We start from the raw sequence: 19,597 nt of genomic DNA, 5'->3' as shown, positions 1-19,597 counted from the left end.
GGGTTCTCCGGTGCGCTTTTTCTACGACACCGAATTCATTGAGGACGGCGTGACCATCGATCTGGTGTCGATCGGTGTCGTGGACGAAAGAGGACGCGAGTTCTACGCGGTCTCGACCGATTTCGATCCCGGCAAGGCCGGCCCCTGGGTCCGCGACCACGTGCTCCCGAAACTCCCGTCGCCCGCCGACCCGGCGTGGCGCAGCCGCGAGAAGATCCGTACGGACCTGCTCGAGTTCTTCGGCAAGCCGCCCGGCGGGATCGAACTGTGGGCCTGGTTCGCCGCTTACGACCACGTCGCGCTGGCGCAGCTGTGGGGGCCGATGCCCGCGCTGCCGCGTCAGCTGCCGCGGTTCACGCGTGACCTGCGGCAACGCTGGGAGGACGCGGGCAAGCCGAAGCTCCCCGCGGCGCCGGACGACCAGCACGACGCGTTGGCGGACGCGCGGCACAACTACCAGCGGTGGCAGATCATCGAGTCCTACTGGCACCGGTAGAGCTTGAAGCGCGTGAAGGCCCCCTTCCCTCGGCTGAGCCGAGGGAAGGGGCCTTCACGCGCGGTCGTTGTGGCTGTTGTGGCTGCCGGGGCGGGAGTAGCCGCTCCGGGTCGGGTGAGGGGAACTTCGAGGGACTCTGGGTCCCTCAAGGAGTCCTTCACGTACTTGCGGGCACGAGCCCGACGGGCACTCAGCGCCGCGAGTCGACGGCCTTCGCCAGCGTGTCCAGCAGGTCCGCCGTCGTCTCCCACCCGAGGCACGCGTCCGTGATCGACTGCCCGTAGGTGAGCGAAGCCGCCGAGCCCAGCGTCAGGTCCTGCCGCCCTTCCACCAGGAAGCTCTCCAGCATCAGCCCCGCGATGCCCCGCTCACCGGCACCGATCCGCTCCGCGAGTTCACGGACGACCGAAGCCTGCCGCACGTGGTCCTTCGCGCTGTTGCCGTGGCTCGCGTCGATGATCACGCGCTCCGGCAGCCCCGACTTCGCCAGCCGCGCGAGCGTGTCGGCCACCGTCGCGGGGTCGTAGTTCGGGCCGGCGGAGCTTCCCCGCAGGATCACGTGGCAGTCCTCGTTGCCTGCCGTGGTGATCAGCGCGGCGAGCCCGTCGGGGTTGATCCCCGCGAAAACGTGGCTTGCGCCGGCCGCGCGGGTGGCGTCGACGGCGACCTGGACGTCGCCCTCGGTCGAGTTCTTGATCCCCACCGGCATCGACAGCGCGCTGCACAGCTGCCGGTGCACCTGGCTCGCCGCGGTCCGCGCCCCGATGGAACCCCAGGTCACGGTGTCGGAGATGAACTGCGGGGTGATCGGGTCGAGGAACTCGCAGCCCACCGGCAGGCCGAGCGCGGAGATGTCGAGCAGCAGTTTGCGCGCCATCCGCAGGCCGTGGTTGACCTCGTACGTCCCGTCGAGCCCGGGGTCGTTGATGAGGCCCTTCCAGCCGAGCGTGGTCCGCGGCTTCTCGAAGTAGACCCGCATGACGATGTGCAGGTCGCGGCGGTGTTCTTCGGCCTTGGCGGCGAGGCGGCGGGCGTAGTCGAGCGCGGCGTCCGCGTCGTGCACCGAGCAGGGCCCGACGACGACGAGGAGCCGGTCGTCCCGGCCGTCGAGGATGTCGACGGCCGAGGCCCGCCCGGCTAGGACGGTATCGGCGATTTCCGCCGTCATCGGATGTTCGTGCCGCAGCATCGCGGGCGACAGCAGCGGGTTGACGGCCGCCGTGCGGTGCCCGTCGAGGGCGATCAGGGTGTCAGCGGAGGGAGACATCGCGGGTCTGGTTCCTTTCGAAAGGGATACCGACCCGCGGGAACTCGCCGAGCCGGTGTGATTCCGGCTCGGGGTGGAGGTCAGCGCAGGTTCACGCGGCCGTGCCCACCCGGGGCCGGCTTCGTAAACCAGAAATAGCGCTGCACGGGGCCAAGCTAGCACATCGCGGGCGTGGACCGATTCCCGAGGTGGTCCGCCCTGCACCGATCCAGAGAACTCCCGCTACGCTGGCGGCGGGACATGTGACTGTCATCTCTACGGAACACAAGACGGAGGCTTCTCATGCGTGTCGGTGTGCTGACCGGCGGTGGCGACTGCCCGGGGCTCAACGCGGTGATCCGCGCTGTGGTGCGCAAGGGCATCGAGGTGCACGGCTGGGACATCGTCGGGTTCCGCAACGGCTGGAACGGTCCCCTCACCGGGGACAGCCGCCCGCTCGGCCTGAACGACGTCGAGGACATCCTGACCCGCGGCGGCACGATCCTGCGTTCGTCGCGGACCAACCCGTACAAGGTCGACGGCGGCGTCGACAAGATCAAGGCCGTGCTCGCCGAGCAGCAGGTCGACGCGCTGATCGCGATCGGCGGCGAAGACACCCTCGGCGTCGCGAAGCGGCTGACCGACGACGGCGTCGGCGTCGTCGGGGTGCCCAAGACGATCGACAACGACCTCGGCGCCACCGACTACACCTTCGGCTTCGACACGGCCGTCTCGATCGCCACCGAGGCCATCGACCGGCTGCACACCACGGCCGAGTCGCACCACCGGGCGCTCGTCGTCGAGGTCATGGGCAGGCACGCGGGCTGGATCGCGCTGCACTCCGGTCTCGCGGGCGGCGCGAGCGTGATCCTGGTGCCGGAGCGGCACTTCAGCGTCGACCAGGTCGTCTCGTGGGTCGAGCGCCGGTTCGAGAAGGAGTACGCGCCGATCATCGTGGTCGCCGAGGGCGCGCTGCCCGAGGGCGGCGAAGAGAAGCTGTTGACCGGGGAGAAGGACGCCTTCGGGCACGTCCGGCTCGGCGGTATCGGCACCTGGCTGGCCGACGAGATCGCCGCCCGCACCGGTAAGGAGTCCCGCGCGGTCGTGCTGGGGCACGTCCAGCGCGGCGGCACCCCGACGGCGTACGACCGCGTGCTCGCCACCCGGTTCGGGCTCAACGCCGTCGACGCCGTGGCCGACGGTGACTTCGGCGTGATGGTGGCGCTGCGCGGCACGGACATCGTCCGCGTCAAGCTCTCCGAGGCCACCGCCGAACTGAAGACCGTCCCGGTCGAGCGGTACGAAGAGGCCGAGGTCTTCTTCGGCTGAGCCCAGTTTCAGGAGAAGGCCCCTTACTTTGTGCTGAGTTCAGGTAAGGGGCCTTCGTTTTCTTGCGGCACCGCCTCCGCGACAAGTTGAATCGGCCATCCGGGGATCCAGGCGAAAAGGGACGGCGGTTCTCATGGCGGATGCGGGATCCAGTAGGCGCGAGTTCCTGAGGTGGCTCGCCGCCGGCGGGACCGGGATGGCGTTCGCCGGGCTGCTGCCCGGTACGGCCACCGCCGACCTGGGCGAAATCGTCGTCATCGCCGACGTCACGCTGATCGACGGCACGGGTTCGGCTCCGCGACCCCGCGTTTCGGTGGTGCTCGCCGGTGACCGGATCGCCTGGGTGGGTGGCTCCGCCGAGATCCCGGACACCGGTGGCGCGCGGGTGATCGACGGCCGCGGCAAGTACCTCCTTCCGGGCCTGTGGGACATGCACTCCCACGGCGGAGACCTCGAAGAGGTCGTCCCGCCCCTGCACCTGGTCCACGGTGTCACGGGCGTCCGCGAGATGTGGGGGTACGCGGAGAATCGCGCGACGAAGGGCAAGATCGACCGCGGTGAGCTGCTCGGCCCGCGCATGGTGGTGGCGAGCGGGATCGTCGACGGGCCGGTGACGCTTCTGGCGCCACCGGTGCTCCATGTGTCGACGGCGGTCGAAGCGCGGGCCGTCGTCCGCGCGGAGAAGGCCGCCGGCGCCGAATTCGTCAAGACGTACTCCTACCTCGGCCCCGACGCCCTGCGCGCGCTCGCGGACGAAACCCGCGCGCAGGGCCTCCGGTTCTCCGGGCACTGGCCGTACAAGCTGTCCCACCTCGAGGTGAGCGACCTCGGCCAGCACAGCTTCGAGCATTTCTTCGGGGTGTCCGTCCACTGTTCGTCCCGACGCGACGAGATCCTCGACCTGTTGGCGGCGACGCCCTACGACCCCGAGGAGCCGCGTGCGTTCTTCGACCTGGCGCGGCGGCTGGAGTTCGAATCGGTCACCACGTACGACCGCGGCCGGGCGCAGTCCTACTTCGCCAGGCTGCGGCACAACGGCACCTGGCATTCGCCGACGCTGACGATCAACCGGGTGGTCACGCAGCCCGCCGAAACCCACCAGCACGATCCGCGGCTGAAATACGTGCCCGCCGACATGCGCGAGAGCTGGGCCAAGGGCATCGAACGGCTGGCTCCCCGGACCCCGGCGGACATCGCCCTGCAGGAGCGCTACTACCAGGAGACGCTGCGGCTGGTCGGCGTCGCGCACGACGCGGGCGTCGGGATCATCGGCGGCACCGACTGCCTCAACCCGTACGCCTTCCCCGGGAGCGGGCTTCACGAGGAACTCGCCTTCCTGGTCGAGGCCGGGCTTTCGCCGGTGCGGGCGTTGAAGACCGTCACGGGTGACGCCGCGAGGTTCCTGGGCAGGGAAGCGACGTCGGGCACGGTGACGGTGGGGAAGGAGGCGGATCTCGTGCTCCTGGACGCGAACCCGGCCGCCGACATCCGCAACGTCGCGAAGATCGACACGGTGATCACCCGCGGCCGGGTCCTCGGCAGGGCGGAGCGCCGCCGGATGCTCGACGCCGTCGAGGCCGCCGCGAACCGGCCCGAGCCGGTCACGAGCGCGCGGCTCCACTCTCTCGCCCGGCGGGGTTGCTGCTGACCTCACGAAACGCGGGGGGAGTCAGATACGCGCGAGGGTGTCCAGAAGCGACACTGCGCGGGCGATGTCCTCGGTGAGCGGCCGGTCCTCGACGCTGGGGTCGAGCACCGCCGCGGCGGCCTCGTAGGCGTCCCGCGCGGGCAGGGACACGAGATCGGCCTTGCGCATCCGCAGTGCCCGGACGGCCGCGACCAGCTCGCACGCCAGCACCTGCTGGTACGCCGCCCCGGCCGCGGTCGCCGCCCGCGCGGCCTGGGTGGAGAAGCTCGCGTGGTCTTCGATCCCGCGTGAGACGACGGCGGTGCCCAGCGTCGCCGGGAGCGCGGCCTGCCGCAGTTCGGTGAGCGCGTCGTGCGCGACGTACTCCAGGATCATCACACCCGAACTGCCCGACGGCCCGGCCGCGAGGAACGGCCGCAGCCCGGTGAACTCGGGCTCCACCAGATCACCGAGCCGGGCCACCGACAGTTCGGCGACCTGATGGACGGTCGCGCGCACCTGGTCGAGCGCGGTCGAGACGTACGCGGTGTGGAAGTGCGCGTGGTGGTAGGCGTCCTGGTGCACCGTCGAGATCATCGGGTTCTCGGTGCTGGCGTTGATCTCCACCGCGAGCACGTCGCGCAGGTAGTGGATCGCGTCCAGCGCCGGCCCCTGCACCTGCGGGAAAGCGCGCAGCCCGAACGGATCCTGGATCCGCCTGCCGGGTTGGGGCGTGCCCTCCATCCCGAGCAGCCGCCGCATCTCCGCCGCGCACGCGACCTGCCCGGCGTGCGGGCGCGCCTCGTGCACGGGAGTCGCGTACGCCTCCGGGTTCCCGTCGAGCGCGATGTAGGTCAGCGCCGCGACAGCGTGACTCGCCCGCGTCAGCGTGTCGAGCCGCATCGCCGCGAGGGTCGCTTCGGCCAGGGTCGCGGCGTTGCTGCTCATGAACGCGAGCGCGTCACCGGCCCGCACGGGCACCGGAGGCACACCACCCGCCAGCCACGGCCGTTCGCCGGTGAGGGCGAGCGCGGTCTCCGCGAGCGGCGCGAGGTCGCCGGTGCCGATCGCGCCCAGCCGGTGCACCAGCGGCAGCGCCCCGGTCCGCACGGCGGCGGCCAGCGCCCCGATCAGTTCGGGGCTGAGCCCGGACCGCCCGGCCAGCAGCTGGTTGAGCCGGATCAGCATCATCGCCCTGGTCTGGCCGGGCGACATGACGTCACCGCTGCCGCCCGCGTGACTGCGCAGCAGCCGTAGCCCGTGATCCGGCGATTCGCCTTCGCCGACCGGGTCCTCCTTGTTGGCGCCGACGCCGGTGGTGCGGCCGTAGACGATGCGGCGCGTGCTCAGCTCCTCGGCGAGTTTCCACGCGCTTTCCGCGCCCCGCAGGGCGGCGATCGAGACGTCGATACCCAGCGGGCCCTCGGTGCTCGCGGCGGTCACGACGTCCGCGCAGCGCAGGGTCCGGCCGTCCACCCGGATCACGGCGGCCTCCTTTCACGACCGCCCCACTATGAACGCTCTCAGTCCGACGGCGGCTGCCAGGGCGGCCGGTTGCCCCAGTCCCATTTCGGCATGGGCTCGGGAACGGTGACCTCGCGACCCGGTTGCGAGAACATCACCGCGAGCCTGCTGCCCCATTCGACGTACGCGGCGAACGCGGAGCGGAACTCGGGATCGGCGGGCAGCCCGGCCTCGTCGGCGGCGTCGAAGAGCAGGTTCACCCAGCGGCGGCGCTGCGCTTCGGTGATGGCGCGGCCGAGGTGCCGCCCGACCATGTGCCGGTGGCCGCCGTGGTCGTGGCTGTAGGTCTCCGGGCCGCCGAAGACCTCGGCGAGCCAGACCGCGACGTGCTCGGGATGGCCGGGGTCCATCTCGCGGAAGACCGGTTCCAGCAACGGGTCCTTCAGCACGTGGCCGTAGAAGACGGTGGTCAGCCGTCGCAGGGCCGCCAGTCCGCCCGCCCATTCGTACAACGTCGGCGTCTCGGTCACGTAGGGTCCTCCCAGCGGCGCTGATCTTCCGGTCCGGCAAGGCAACCACCCCGGACCGCTCGGGACAACCGCTTACTTTTCGGTGCGTGCCAACGGGAGTGACGATGAAGCGGTACCGCTGCGCGGTCGAGCTCGCGGTCGACGTCATCGGCGGCAAGTGGAAGCCGGTGATCCTGTCGCATCTGAAGGAAGGGGTGCACCGGTACGGCGAGCTCCGGCGCCGGCTGCCGGGCGTCAGCGAGAAGATGCTGACCCAGCACCTGCGCGAGCTGGAGGCGGACGGCCTCGTGCTCCGGGAGAGCAGGGAGGGGCGGGTGCCGCATGTCGAGTACCGGCTCACCGAGGAGGGGGAGCGGTTACGCCCCGCACTCGAAGCGCTCTACGACTGGGGGACGCGGCGTGCGGCGGACCGCGGCATCGCTTTCGAGCCGTTGCCGATTCACTGACTGCGGTCGCTGATCCCGGTCTTGCCGGAAGATCGCGAGGCCGGCGAAGCCTGTTTCCTCGGGAAACGGCCCCATGGAAACATTCTCTCCGGTGAATGTTCGAAAATGTCCATCCGAAAGTCTTGGTCTGAACCATTGACGGAGTGGTCTAGTCCACTTAACTTGTGCGTGTCCCGCCGCAGTCCTCTCGTCACCGCTGGTGACCGTGAAGGGAGCACGCATGTCCCGTTTGACCAGGTTCACCGCGATCGCGGGTGCCGCGGCCGTCGCGCTGGGCGCGCTGGCCGTCGCCGCACCGGCGCAGCAGGCGGCGGCCGCACCGGAAGCGCAGGCGGCCTCGGTCGGCAAGGTACTCGGGTACTTCGCCGAATGGGGCGTCTACCAGCGCAACTACCATGTGAAGAACATCGACACGTCGGGTTCGGCGAGCAAGCTGACGCATATCAACTACTCGTTCGGCAACGTGACGAACGGTGGCTGCGCGATCGGTGACGCGGAGGCGGCGACCAGCAAGTTCTACGACGCCGCGGGCAGTGTGGACGGTGTCGCCGACAGCTGGGACAACGGTGCGCTGCGGGGGAACTTCAACCAGCTGAAGAAGCTCAAGGCCAAGTACCCGGACCTCAAGGTGCTGTGGTCCTTCGGCGGCTGGACCTGGTCCGGCGGCTTCGGCGAGGCGGCGAAGAACCCCGCCAAGTTCGCGGAGTCCTGCTACAACCTGGTCAACGACCCGCGCTGGGCGGGTGTCTTCGACGGTATCGACATCGACTGGGAGTACCCGAACGCCTGCGGTCTCTCGTGTGACACCAGCGGACCGGCCGCGATCAAGAACCTCGCGCAGGCCCTGCGGGAGAAGTTCGGCTCGAAGCTGGTCACCGCCGCGATCACCGCGGACGGCACCGACGGCGGCAAGATCGACGCGGCCGACTACGGCGGCGCCGCGCAGTACTTCGACTGGTACAACGTCATGACCTACGACTACTTCGGCGCCTGGGCCGCGCAGGGCCCCACCGCCCCGCACTCGCCGCTGACCGGCTACGAGGGCATCCCGACCGCCGGCTTCCACTCCGACGCCGCGATCCAGAAGCTGAAGAGCAAGGGCGTTCCGGCGAACAAACTGCTGCTGGGCATCGGTTTCTACGGCCGAGGCTGGACCGGCGTCACCCAGGAGGCCCCGGGTGGCACCGCGACCGGCCCGGCGGCGGGCACCGAGCCGGGCATCCAGGACTACAAGGTCCTGAAGAACACCTGCCCGGCCACCGGCACCGTCGCGGGCACCGCCTATGCCAAATGCGGCAGCGACTGGTGGAGCTACGACACCCCCGCGACCATCGGCGGCAAGGTCACCTACGCCAAGAACCAGGGGCTCGGCGGCGCCTTCTTCTGGGAGCTGTCCGGTGACACCCCCGACGGCGAGCTGATCACCGCTCTGGCCAAGTAAGCCCCTCTCGGACGCGCGTGAAGGCCCCCTTCCCTCGGCTCAGCCGAGGGAAGGGGGCCTTCACGCGCTTCTGTCGGGGGCGGGGATTAACGTCACCGCATGGGTTTCGAGGGTTTCGGCGAGTACGCCATCGACTTCTACGACGGTCTCGAAGCGGACAACTCCAAGTCCTATTGGGACGCGAACCTCGCCACCTACAAGGCCGACGTCCGCGCCCCGATGGAGGCGCTGCTCGCCGAACTGGTCCCGGAGTTCGGCGACGGCTTCGGCGAGGGGAAGGTCTTCCGCCCGTACCGCGACGTCCGGTTCGCCAAGGACAAGACGCCGTACAAGACCCACTGTGGCGCGGTGATCGAACAGGGCCGCGGCGGCGGCGCGTACTACGTCGAGGTCGGCCCGGCCGGGCTGCGGGTCGGCGGCGGCTGCTTCCACTTCGAGTCCGATCAGCTCGCCCGCTTCCGCAAGGCCGTCGACACCGAACTGTGTGGCGCCGAGCTGGCCAAGATCCTCGCGAAGCTGGAGAAGGCGGGCTGGGAGATCAAGGGGGACAGGCTCAAGTCGAAACCGCGCGGCTTCGCCGAGGACCATCCCCGCATCGACCTGCTGAAGTATCGCTCCGTGTACGCCGTCCGCGGCTGGGAGCCGGACGACGTCCTGCACGAACGGGGCACGCTCGACCGGGTGCGGAAGGCATGGCGGCAGGTCCGCGCGTTCAACGAGTGGGCGCGGGACCGGGTCGGGCCGAGCGAGAAGCCGCGACGATAACCACCGAATCCTGATCGGCGGTTGCCTCTCGCCCAGGTGAACTGACACTTTTCTTGAACTTTCGGTATCGGTACAGACGTATCCGCGATGAGGGACTACGCTGTGCGAACGTGAGCCGACGCGCGAAGATCGTTTGTACCCTTGGCCCCGCGACCGCTACGCCGGAGAAGATGCGGCAACTCGTCGACGCCGGGATGGACGTCGCGAGGATGAACTTCAGCCACGGGACGCACAGCGACCACAAGCAGGTCTACGACCTCATCCGCACCGCCGCCGCCGAATCGGGCCGCGCGGTGGGCATTCTCGCTGACCTCCAGGGGCCGAAAATCCGTCTCGGCACCTTCGCGGGCGGGCCGGTCGAGTGGCACAACGGCGACATCGTGCGCATCACCGTCGAGGACGTCGCGGGTACGCACGACCGCGTCTCGACCACCTACAAGGGACTCGCCGACGACGCGAAGCCCGGCGACCGTCTCCTCGTGGACGACGGCAAGGTCGGCCTCGTGGTCAAGCAGGTCGAGGGCCCGGACGTCGTCTGCGAGGTCACCGAAGGCGGCCCCGTCAGCAACAACAAGGGCGTCTCCCTGCCGGGTATGGACGTCTCCGTGCCGGCCCTGTCCGAAAAGGACATCGAAGACCTCGAGTTCGCGCTCGAACTCGGTGTGGACTTCATCGCGCTTTCGTTCGTCCGCTCGCCCGCCGACATCGACCTGGTCCACCAGGTGATGGACCGCGTCGGCAAGGGACGCCTCCCGGTCGTCGCGAAGATCGAGAAGCCCGAAGCCGTCTACAACCTCGAAGCCATCGTGCTGGCCTTCGACGCGGTGATGATCGCCCGCGGGGACCTCGGCGTGGAGCTCCCGCTGGAGCAGGTCCCCCTGGTGCAGAAGCGCACCATCCAGATCGCCCGCGAGAACGCGAAGCCGGTCATCGTCGCGACGCAGATGCTCGAGTCGATGATCAACAGCTCCCGCCCGACCCGGGCCGAGGCCTCGGACGTCGCCAACGCGGTGCTCGACGGCGCGGACGCGCTCATGCTCTCGGGTGAGACCAGCGTCGGCCGCTACGCCATCGACGTGGTCAAGACCATGGGCCGGATCATCGAAGCCGTCGAGACCGACTCGCCGGTCGTGCCGCCGCTGTCGCACGTCCCGCGCACCAAGCGCGGCGTCATCTCCTACGCGGCGCGGGACATCGGCGAGCGGCTCAACGCCAAGGCCCTGGTCGCCTTCACCCAGTCCGGTGACACCGTCCGGCGGCTCGCGCGGCTGCACACGCGGCTGCCGCTGCTGGCGTTCACGCCGGAGGAGAGCGTTCGCAGCCAGCTCGCGATGACCTGGGGCACCACGACGCGGATCGTGCCGAAGGTCGGCTCCACCGACCAGATGATCCAGCAGGTCGACCACGCGATGCTCGAAATGGGCAAGTACGCCAAGGGTGACCTGGTGGTCATCGTGGCCGGTTCGCCGCCCGGGACCGTCGGCTCGACCAACCTCATCCGGGTGCACCGCCTCGGCGAGGACGACCACGCCTGACGCCGGTCTCGGCGAAAGTCCGTGAAGGCCTCCTTGAGGGACCCAGGGTCCCTCAAGGAGGCCTTCACGGACTTCAGGCACGCCTCCCGCGCCGTCCCAGGTGTCCTGAAGGTGGCCTTCGCGACAAACGTCCCGCCTCACCCGGGCCCAGGACACCCGCACGGCCTAAAGTCCATGACATGACTGAGATGGCCAGGGAAGCCGCGGCCGGTTTCGACAACGCCGGCGGGGTGGGCGGACAGCCCGTGCTCGACCGGCTGGTCGCGCTGCTGGACTTGGAGAAGATCGAGGAGAACATCTTCCGCGGCGTCTCGCCCGCCCACTCGCCGGTGCGGGTGTTCGGCGGACAGGTCGCGGGGCAGGCGCTGGTCGCCGCGGGCCGCACGGTTCCCGAGGAGCGGAAGGTCCACTCGCTGCACGCGTACTTCATCCGCGGCGGCGACCCGAGCGTCCCGATCGTCTACGAGGTCGACCGCATCCGCGACGGCCGCTCGTTCACCACCCGCCGCGTCGTGGGCATCCAGCACGGTAAGGCGATCTTCTCCCTGTCCGCCTCGTTCCAGAAGGACGAAGGCGGCATCGAACACTCCGAGACCATGCCGGACGTCCCCGATCCCGAGTCGCTCCCGACGTTGCAGGAGCGAGCCGAGGGGTACTTCATGGGCCATCTCGACCGGCCGCGCCCGATCGACCTGCGTTACGTCAACGATCCGCCGTGGGTGACCAGGAAGTCGGGCGACCGGCCCGCCAGGAACCAGGTCTGGATGAGGGCCGACGGCAAGCTCCCGGACCAGCAGCTGCTGCACGTCTGCGTGCTGACCTACGCCTCCGACATGACGCTCCTGGACTCGGTCCTCGCGCGCCACGGCGTCTACTGGGATCTCGACAAGGTCCTCGGCGCGAGCCTCGACCACGCGCTCTGGTTCCACCGCCCGTTCCGGGCCGACGAGTGGTTCCTCTACGACAGCGCGTCGCCGACCGCGTCGGGTGCCCGGGGGCTGGCGACCGGCCGGTTCTTCGCCGCGGACGGAACGCATATCGCCACCGTGGTGCAGGAAGGTCTTCTCCGAGTCGTGTGACGTTCCGCAGTCGAGATCCAGCCTTGTCCACCCTTTAGAGGGAATGACGAAACGCATTAACATCTGGAGCCAGATCATTGGCGAATGGGTGTGGACATAAAGGGAGGGCCGGAACCGATCGGGGGACGGCTCCGGCCCTGCACCGGGGGTGAATCCGGCTTCGACGGGTATCCTTCCGGACGCCCATCGGTGCAGCTCGCGGCCCCGCGCCCGTGCCGCGAGCGGATCCGCTGCCGCCGGCGAAGGCGGGCGTACCGCGTTGCACAATGCTCAACCTACAACGGCAATCTGCAAATTGCAGGATGAAAATCGACGCGTGGGTGAAAATGGTCGTGTGACCATCTCACCGAATGTGTCTCGGGCTGGTTAGATGTGCTTCGTGCGGGGCATAGAACACTGTTCTCCTCGCCGTGTCGCGATCGTTGGTGCTCGGACAGCTTGTGGAGGTGCCGTGATGACGAGGGGTCAGGGACCCACCGTGCGCCGCCGGCGGCTGGCGAGCGAGTTGAGGCGGTTGCGCGAGGCGGCCGACCTCACGATCGACGAGGTGAGCGAGAAGCTCGAATGCTCGGCGTCGAAGGTCAGCCGTATCGAGACGGGGCACGTCGGCGTCACCCCGCGCGACGCGCGCGACATGCTCGAGCTGTACGGCATCGCGGGCGACGAGCAGGAAGCGCTCGTCCAGCTGGCCAGGGAAGCGCGTAAACGCGGCTGGTGGCACGCGTATAACGAGGTGTTCACCGGCACCTTCGTCGGGTTGGAGGCGGACGCGAGTTCGCTGCGGGCCTTCCAGGCGCTGCTGGTGCCCGGCCTGTTGCAGACCGAGCGGTACGCCAAGGCCGTGATCAGGGCGATGCGGCCCGACGCCGAGGACGCCGCGATCAGGCGCCGGGTGGCGGCGAGGATGGCGCGGCAGGAACTGCTGACCGACCCCTCGCCCCCGGAGTACTGGGCCGTCATCGACGAAGCGGTCCTGCATCGCGTGGTCGACGGCCCCGAGGTCATGGCGGAGCAGCTGTACCGGATGGTCACGATGGCGGCGCAGCCGAACGTGACCATCCAGGTCGTGCCGTTCGGCGCGGGTGCCCATCCCGGGATGGAGGGTCCGTTCCTCATCATGGGCTTCCCCGAACTGGCCGACACCGACGTGGTCTACGTCGACAGCACCTCCAGCGGGCTCTACCTGGAGGAACCCCCGGACGTCCGGCGATACGCGTTGATGTTCGACCATCTGCGTGCCGCCGCGTTGAAGCCGGACGACTCGGTCGAGGTGATCGCCGAGGCCGCCGGAAGGTTCGCCGAACAGGCGGCCCTTCCGGAGAAGTCCCTGGAAACAAGTAAGGAGTGGGGAGCATGACGCCCAACGATGATCTTTCCCAGGCCCGGTGGTTCAAGAGCAGCCACAGCGGTGGCGGCAACGACTGTGTCGAGGTCGCCTTCACCGGTTCCGGTGCCGCGCTGCGCGACTCCAAAGACCCCGAGGGAGGTGCCTTCCGCCTCTCGCCGCAGGCTTGGCGCGGGCTGCTCGGCGCCGTGCGCACGAGTGGCCCCGCTCACGACTAGAGCCGCTGAACTCGACCCCTTACGCCCCCCGAGCAGGGGATGGGCCGGCGTAAGGGGTCGAATCACGTCCGGGTGTAGGTGATCACCCGATGCTGCGAGGCACCCCTCAGGACGAATCTCATCACTACCAACAAGGCAGTGAGTTCCTAAGGGGAGAAGATGAACACGAACGACGCTCTGCTCACCGGAGTACTGGCCGAGGTCGAGTACCGCCGCGAAGAGCTCCAGCGAGCGGGCCGCAGCGTATGGGTCGACCGGGCCCGCCGGGCAGGCAAGCGGATCCGCGCGCAGCGCGCCGAAGTCCGGGTGCCCGCTCAGGAGCGCCGCGAGGTGCGGCAGACGCCCGCCCGCAGCGGCGACGTCACCCGGTAGAGGTCGAGTGCGATGAAGCTCTCGGCGAAAACACAGGCGAAGTTGTCGGCCCGGTAGGCAAGAATGCACCTCGTGCCCCGTCTTGGCTCCGGAATCCCGATCGTCGCCCGCACTCAGGAGATGCGGCAGCTCCGCGCCGCCTTCGCCCGTGCAGAACGGAGCGAGGCCGGCGCGGTGCTGCTCTCCGGTGACGCCGGCGTCGGCAAGACCCGCCTGCTGACCGCGCTCGGCGAGTACGCCGCGGGCGCGGGCGCCCTGGTGCTCACCGGGCGCTGTATCGACGTCCATGAGGGCGGTCTCCCTTATCTTCCGTTCGCCGAGGCGCTGGCGCCACTGGCGACGACTTCCGATCCCGCGGTCACCGCCGCGGTCCGGGCCCGGCCGGCGCTGGGCAGGCTGCTCCCGCAGATGCAGCAGGCGGAGGACTACCCCGCCATCGAAGACGGTCAGCTCACCGCGAGCGAACGGGTGTCGACGCAACGGCTCGGTCCCGAACAGGACCTCGGCCAGCTCCAGCTGTTCGACGCGGTACTGGGGGTGCTGACCGTCATCGCGCAGCGCCGGCCCGTGGTGATCCTGCTGGAGGACCTGCACTGGGCCGACGGCTCCACCCGGAACCTGCTGTCCTTCCTGCTGACGAGGCTGCGCACCCAGCGGCTGCTGGTGGTGGCGAGCTATCGCGAGGAGGACGTCCACCGGCGGCATCCGCTCCGGGCGCTGTTGTCCGAGGTGGTGCGGCTGGGCGCGGTCGAACGCGTCGAGGTCAAGCCGTTCGGCGCCGAGGACGCGCGCGCGTTCGTCGAGGCGCTGGCCGACGAGCCGATCGGCCAGGACCTGATCGCCGACATCGTCTCCCGGTCCGAGGGCAATCCCTTCTTCGTCGAGGAACTGCTCGCGTCCGCGAAGGACTGCCGTGACCTCCCCGCAGGGCTGGCCGAAGTGCTCCTCGCCAGGGTGGAGCAGCTTTCCCAGACAACGCGCCGGGTGCTGCGCGTGGTCTCGGTCGCGAAGGACGCGGTGGCGCACGCCGCGCTCGCCGAGATCTCCGGGCTGGCCGAGCTCGAACTGGACGAGGCGCTGCGCGAGGCCGTGCAGCATCACGTGCTGGTGATCGAGAACGGTTTCTACACCTTCCGCCACGCGCTGCTGCAGGAAGCGGTCTACGGCGACCTGTTGCCGGGGGAGCGGGTGCGCATGCACGCGGCGTACGCGGCCCGCATCCGCGACCGTGCGCAGGGCCGTGGCCAGGACGCGCGGCTCGCGCACCACAGCATGGAGAGCAAGGACTTCGTCACCGCGCTGGCGGCGTTGCTGCGCGCGATGGACGAGGCCGAGAAGCTGGGCGCGCCCGGTTCCGCGCTGCGGCACGTCGAGCAGGCACTGTCCATTTGGGACGCCGTACCCGAGGCGGACCGGCCGTCGGAAGTCGACGAGCTCCGCCTCCTGCACGAGGCGTCGTATTTCGCGAGCACGTCGGGGGAGCCGGAGCGCGCGGTCGCCTATTCGCGGTCGGCGACCGAGGCGCTCGGCCCGGACACCGGCAACGAGCGGGCCGCCAAGGTCTGGCGGCGGCACGCGGAGGCGCTGCTTTCGGTCGACGGCACACTGGACGAGGTCGTCGAGGCGATCGACAAGGCCTGGCGGCTGGTCGAACACACCGAGGCGAGTGCCGCGCGGGCCTGGGTGCTCGCCACCCGCGCCGGGATCCTGCGGCTGATCGACAGGCACGACGAGGCGCTGCAGTGCGCGCTGGCCGCGGTCGCCGACGCCAGGGCCGTCGGCGCGGGCGGGGCGGAGGCGGCGGCGCTGGTCTCGCTGGGCACGCTGGCCGATTCGGCGGGCGACGTCGAGGAGGCGCGGGAGCGGCTGCGCGAGGCCGAGCGGAAGGCCAGGGAATCCGGCGCGCTCAACGGCGAGCTACGGGCTCTGCACTTCCTCGGGCTGAGCTACGACGACCGGGCCGAGATCCATTCCGCGCTGAAGTACTACGCCAAGGGCATCAAGCGGGCCAAGGAGACCGGCCTGACCTGGAGCTCGTTCGGCATCGAGCTGCGCACCAAGCACCTCACGCTGCGCTATGTCAGCGGGGATTGGCCGGAGGACGACGACGCCGGCCGCGCGGGCCGCGGTGTTTCGAGTGTCGTGGCCGGGCGCTTCCTGGGGATCTGGGCACAGTTCGTGGTAGGCAGGGGCCGGTTCGCGGACGCGGACAAGATCCTGCCCAGCCTCCGTCAGCACTGGGGCGCGGACTACTCGATCGCGCTCGCGTCGGCCGACGCCGCGATCCAGCTCGCGTCGTGGCGAGGGGACCACGCGGGTGCGGTGCGCCAGGCGCACGAGCTGATCGACTGGCTCGAAGAGGTCGAACCCGCCGTGCTCGGCGGGATCAGGATCAGCGTGCACGGTCTCACGGCGGCCGTCGCCCAGGCCGCCGAAGCACGGGTACGCGGTGATCTGGCGACGGTCGAGGCCGCGGTGGAATCGGGCGAGAAGTTCCTCGCCCACGGCCGCCACTGCGCCGAACACGGCATCCCGCGTTCGGTGTCGCTGGGCCCGGAGGCGCTGGCGTGGCTCGCCCGGCTGGAGGCGCTCGGGAGCTGCCTGCGCGGCGCGGGGGAGCCGGCGCTGTGGGCCAAGGCGGTCGAGGCGTTCGGCTACGGCGCGGTGTACGAGCAGGCCATGTGCCGTCTCCAGCACGCGAAGTCCCTGCTGGCTTCCGACGGCGACACCGCGCTCGCCGCGTCGGAGCTGCTGGCCGCGCACGCGGTCGCCGATCGGCTGGGCGCCTGCCCGCTGCGCGAAGCCGTCCGGGAGCTCAGCCACCGTGCGCGCGTCGAGCTACCCGGGGAGGCCTTGCCGGCGCGCCGTGACGTCGTGGACCCGCTCACCGATCGGGAACGCGACGTGCTGGAACGCGTCGCGCTCGGCCGGACCAACCGGCAGGTCGGCGAAGAGCTGTACATCAGCGAGAAGACGGTGAGCGTCCACCTTTCGCGCGTGATGGCGAAACTCGGCGCGAGCCGCCGGGCCGAGGCGGTCGCGATCGCCTACGACCGGGGCCTGCTGGCCGCGCCCACCTCGCCCTGACCCCGCGATTCGTCATCTGGTTGCGATCCCTTCGCCGGCACGATCGCAACCAGATGACGAATTGCGGAGGGGGTCAGCGGCGCGGGAGGCGGCGGAGCGCCTTGAGACCGGCGCTCAGGCCCCGGGCCCAGAGCTTCGGCGGGATTCCGCGGCCGGGGCGCAGCGGCATCCCGCGCTGCACCGCGATCGCCTGCGCCTCGGTGTACTTGAGCAGGCCTTCGGCACCGTTACGCCGCCCGACGCCGGACTCCTTCATCCCGCCCATCGGCAGCCCGACGGTCCCGAAGGTCGCCGCGAAGCCTTCGTTGACGTTGACGGTCCCGGCCTTCAGCCGCGCCGCGACCTCCCAGCCCGCGCGGCCGTTACGCGACCACACGCTCGCGTTCAGCCCGAACTTCGTGTCGTTGGCGCGCTCGATCGCGTCGGTGACGTCGGTGTAGCCGTAGATCGACACCACCGGCCCGAAGGTCTCCTCGGCGAACAGCTTGACGTCTTCGCTGACGTCGGTGAGCACGGTCGGCTCGTAGAAGAGCGGGCCGAGATCGGGCCGGGCCTTGCCGCCGGTGAGCACCTTCGCGCCCTTGGCGCGGGCGTCCTCGACGTGGGCCGACACGGTCTCCAGCTGGGCCTCGGAGGTGAGGGATCCCATCTGCGCCTGGTAGTCCAGGGCACCGCCGAGCCGCAGCGCGGCGGTCTTGGCGACGAAGGCCCGGGTGAACTCCTCACGGATCGACTCGTGGACGTAGATGCGCTCGACCGAGACGCACAGCTGCCCCGCCGACGAGAAGCACGCGGTCACCGCGCCGGTCGCGGTCTTGGCGATGTCCGCGTCGGGCAGCACGATCATCGGGTTCTTGCCGCCGAGTTCGAGCGAGTAGCTCGTCAGGCGCTCCGCCACCTTCGCGGCGAGCCCCTTGCCCGTGGGCGTGGACCCGGTGAAGCAGAGATAGTCCGACTCCTCGACGAGCGCGTCGCCGATCTGCGAGCCGCGGCCGAGCACGATCTGCCAGATACCGGCGGGCAGGCCCGCTTCCTCGGCGACTTCCTGCAGCCACAGCGCCGAGAGGGCGGTCTGGTTGTCCGGCTTCTGCACGACGGCGTTCCCCGCCGCGAGCGCGGGCAGGACGTCCATCGCGGTCAGCGCGAGGGGGTAGTTCCACGGCGAGATGATCCCGACGACGCCCTTGGGGTGCCGGATCTCGCCGACCTTCGTCAGCACCGGGATCAGCCCGGCGGCCCGGCGCGGCGAGAGGATCTTCGCACTGTGCTTGCCGTAGTAGGCGGCGACGAGGGCGGTGGCGCTGACCTCGTCGAAGGCGTCCATCCGCGCCTTGCCCGCCTCGATCTGCACGAGGTCGAGTGCCTCTTCCTGCCGCTTCAGCACCAGGTCGTGCAGGCGGATCAGGATGCGCTGGCGGTCTTCGACCGGCCGCTCGGCCCACGCGCGCTGAGCCTCGCGCGCCTGGTCGAACACGGCGCGGACGTCGGCGTCGGTGGCTTGGGGCAGGGTCGCGATCGGCTGCCCGGTGAAGGGCGCGCGCATCTGGACCGGCGCCGAATCCGCCCCGCCCACGACCCGCCGCACGAGCCGTTCCGCCCTGGCCGCGGCCGGGGCGCCGGGGACGTCGCCGATGGTGGCCGGTCCTTCGGTGTGGTGGCCCGCGCTCGCCGGTGTCGTGCTCGTCATGCCGTCTCCGTTCCATGCCGCGCGGAGCCGGAAGGCGCCACGCAGAGCCCAGGTGTTACCGACGAGTACAGCATACCGCCGGTATGGAGACTGTCCACCGCTGATATGAATCAGTTTCACGTATTGTCGGGCCGGGGCGGATTGTCCGGGGACGGGCGCAGGATGTCCTGCTGCTGCAACGCGGATCCCGCGGGTGGCGTCGGAGGCGACGGCGGCTCGTAGGCCTGCGGATACTGCTGCTGGGGGACGCCGGGAGCGTAAGGGTTGTGGGGGGCCGGGTAAGGGGCCTGAGGGGGTGGCGCCGGTTCACGCCGGTTGGCCACGACCGCGAGCCCGATCGTGAGCAACGCCACGAGCCCACCGGCGAGCAGGATCCAGAATCCGCTCCCGGTCCCATAACGCGAGACGAACCGGCCGGTGTCCTGCCCGAAACTCAGGCTCGCCGAGATGTCCATGCCGAGCATCCAGACGCAGGCCGCGGTCCCCGCCCCGCCCGCGATGAGCAGCGTCCTCGACGTCGTCGCGGCGGGTGAACCCGAAGTGCGCTGGTATGCGGCGAAACCCACCGCGGCCCCGGCGAACAGCGTCAGCGCGGCGGCGGACAACGGAATGCCGTAGCGGGCGACATGCGTCTTGTCGTAGAACTCCTTCTCCTCCGCCGACGGTTCGATGTCGAAGGTCCGCGTCCAGCCGGTCTCGGCGAATTTCGACACCGTCTTGCCGTCCGAGACCTGCTCGTACGTCGACTGCGGGAGAAAAGTCGCGATGAGGACCAGCAGGCCGGCGAAAACCCCCATCATCGCGGCGAAGAGGCGGGGGAGGCGCACGTCCGACGCACGCGGGGCGGCGGGTGGTATTACGCCGAACGGGCCAGTCGGTTGGTACGGCTGCTGCTGCGGCGCGTTCATGGTCGACTCCTCCGCCGGTTCT

The 19,597-nt window shown here is 69.9% G+C and carries 17 protein-coding genes; 12 read left to right on the top strand and 5 right to left on the bottom strand.

The features are described 5' to 3' along the window. Nucleotides 1-10: 10 nt before the first annotated feature. Nucleotides 11-496, top strand: coding sequence for a polyadenylate-specific 3'-exoribonuclease AS (locus CVV72_RS17065; RefSeq protein ID WP_034322519.1), 486 nt, complete (start codon nucleotides 11-13; stop codon nucleotides 494-496). Between the two features lie 190 nt (nucleotides 497-686). On the opposite strand, the gene CVV72_RS17060 is transcribed toward CVV72_RS17065, so the two are convergent. Next, on the bottom strand, nucleotides 687-1,763 hold the full coding sequence (locus CVV72_RS17060) for a 3-deoxy-7-phosphoheptulonate synthase (protein ID WP_219153317.1): 1,077 nt from the start codon (nucleotides 1,761-1,763) through the stop codon (nucleotides 687-689). Between the two features lie 282 nt (nucleotides 1,764-2,045). Here CVV72_RS17060 and CVV72_RS17055 point away from each other — a divergent pair, with 282 nt between their 5' ends. Both CVV72_RS17055 and CVV72_RS17050 read left to right on the top strand, forming a co-directional pair. Then, entirely contained in the window at nucleotides 2,046-3,071 is a 1,026-nt protein-coding gene (locus CVV72_RS17055) for a 6-phosphofructokinase (RefSeq protein WP_034322513.1), read from the top strand. A gap of 133 nt (nucleotides 3,072-3,204) precedes the next feature. Then, nucleotides 3,205-4,719 (top strand): amidohydrolase family protein, encoded by a 1,515-nt coding sequence (locus tag CVV72_RS17050; protein WP_219153316.1) that lies wholly within the window; start codon nucleotides 3,205-3,207, stop codon nucleotides 4,717-4,719. A gap of 21 nt (nucleotides 4,720-4,740) precedes the next feature. On the opposite strand, the gene CVV72_RS17045 is transcribed toward CVV72_RS17050, so the two are convergent. Beyond that, nucleotides 4,741-6,183, bottom strand: coding sequence for an aromatic amino acid ammonia-lyase (locus CVV72_RS17045; RefSeq protein ID WP_219153315.1), 1,443 nt, complete (start codon nucleotides 6,181-6,183; stop codon nucleotides 4,741-4,743). A gap of 38 nt (nucleotides 6,184-6,221) precedes the next feature. Continuing rightward, nucleotides 6,222-6,692 carry a group II truncated hemoglobin gene (locus CVV72_RS17040; protein ID WP_219153314.1) on the bottom strand — a complete coding sequence of 157 codons (471 nt, stop codon included), beginning with the start codon at nucleotides 6,690-6,692 and terminating at the stop codon, nucleotides 6,222-6,224. A 104-nt stretch (nucleotides 6,693-6,796) separates the two neighbouring features. Between CVV72_RS17040 and CVV72_RS17035 the strand changes: the two genes are divergently transcribed. The 9 genes from CVV72_RS17035 (at nucleotide 6,797) to CVV72_RS16995 (ending at nucleotide 16,980) form a co-directional block, all read left to right on the top strand. Next, nucleotides 6,797-7,138: a helix-turn-helix domain-containing protein gene (locus CVV72_RS17035; RefSeq protein ID WP_219153313.1), complete on the top strand. Its 342-nt coding sequence runs from the start codon at nucleotides 6,797-6,799 to the stop codon at nucleotides 7,136-7,138. Nucleotides 7,139-7,358: 220 nt separating this feature from the next. Continuing rightward, a complete protein-coding gene (locus tag CVV72_RS17030; RefSeq protein WP_219153312.1) occupies nucleotides 7,359-8,579 on the top strand; it encodes a glycoside hydrolase family 18 protein in 1,221 nt (406 codons plus the stop codon). A 99-nt stretch (nucleotides 8,580-8,678) separates the two neighbouring features. Next, on the top strand, nucleotides 8,679-9,344 hold the full coding sequence (locus CVV72_RS17025; protein WP_219153311.1) for a DUF2461 domain-containing protein: 666 nt from the start codon (nucleotides 8,679-8,681) through the stop codon (nucleotides 9,342-9,344). 110 nt (nucleotides 9,345-9,454) lie between these two features. Further along, entirely contained in the window at nucleotides 9,455-10,879 is a 1,425-nt protein-coding gene (gene pyk / locus CVV72_RS17020; protein ID WP_007033718.1) for a pyruvate kinase, read from the top strand. Nucleotides 10,880-11,058: 179 nt separating this feature from the next. After that, nucleotides 11,059-11,958, top strand: a complete 900-nt coding sequence (tesB, locus tag CVV72_RS17015) for an acyl-CoA thioesterase II (protein WP_034322491.1) — start codon at nucleotides 11,059-11,061, stop codon at nucleotides 11,956-11,958. 454 nt (nucleotides 11,959-12,412) lie between these two features. Then, nucleotides 12,413-13,315, top strand: a complete 903-nt coding sequence (locus tag CVV72_RS17010; RefSeq protein ID WP_219153310.1) for a helix-turn-helix transcriptional regulator — start codon at nucleotides 12,413-12,415, stop codon at nucleotides 13,313-13,315. Continuing rightward, nucleotides 13,312-13,521, top strand: coding sequence for a DUF397 domain-containing protein (locus tag CVV72_RS17005; protein WP_125675531.1), 210 nt, complete (start codon nucleotides 13,312-13,314; stop codon nucleotides 13,519-13,521). The genes CVV72_RS17010 and CVV72_RS17005 overlap by 4 nt, the downstream gene beginning before the upstream one ends. A gap of 159 nt (nucleotides 13,522-13,680) precedes the next feature. Next, nucleotides 13,681-13,893: a hypothetical protein gene (locus CVV72_RS17000; protein ID WP_034322481.1), complete on the top strand. Its 213-nt coding sequence runs from the start codon at nucleotides 13,681-13,683 to the stop codon at nucleotides 13,891-13,893. A 63-nt stretch (nucleotides 13,894-13,956) separates the two neighbouring features. Beyond that, the gene (locus tag CVV72_RS16995) at nucleotides 13,957-16,980 is read left to right on the top strand and encodes a helix-turn-helix transcriptional regulator (RefSeq protein WP_219153309.1); all 3,024 of its coding nucleotides are present in this window, start codon (nucleotides 13,957-13,959) and stop codon (nucleotides 16,978-16,980) included. Nucleotides 16,981-17,053: 73 nt separating this feature from the next. On the opposite strand, the gene CVV72_RS16990 is transcribed toward CVV72_RS16995, so the two are convergent. After that, complete coding sequence (locus CVV72_RS16990; protein ID WP_219153308.1) at nucleotides 17,054-18,667, bottom strand: succinic semialdehyde dehydrogenase; 1,614 nt, start codon at nucleotides 18,665-18,667, stop codon at nucleotides 17,054-17,056. Between the two features lie 116 nt (nucleotides 18,668-18,783). After that, nucleotides 18,784-19,575 (bottom strand): hypothetical protein, encoded by a 792-nt coding sequence (locus CVV72_RS16985; protein WP_219153307.1) that lies wholly within the window; start codon nucleotides 19,573-19,575, stop codon nucleotides 18,784-18,786. Nucleotides 19,576-19,597: the final 22 nt, after the last annotated feature.

The sequence above is a fragment of the Amycolatopsis sp. TNS106 genome (genome assembly GCF_019330265.1).
Classification (GTDB): domain Bacteria; phylum Actinomycetota; class Actinomycetes; order Mycobacteriales; family Pseudonocardiaceae; genus Amycolatopsis; species Amycolatopsis lurida.
The sequence above is the reverse complement of the archived record's forward strand: the minus strand, read 5'-3'. Positions and strand labels throughout refer to the sequence as shown.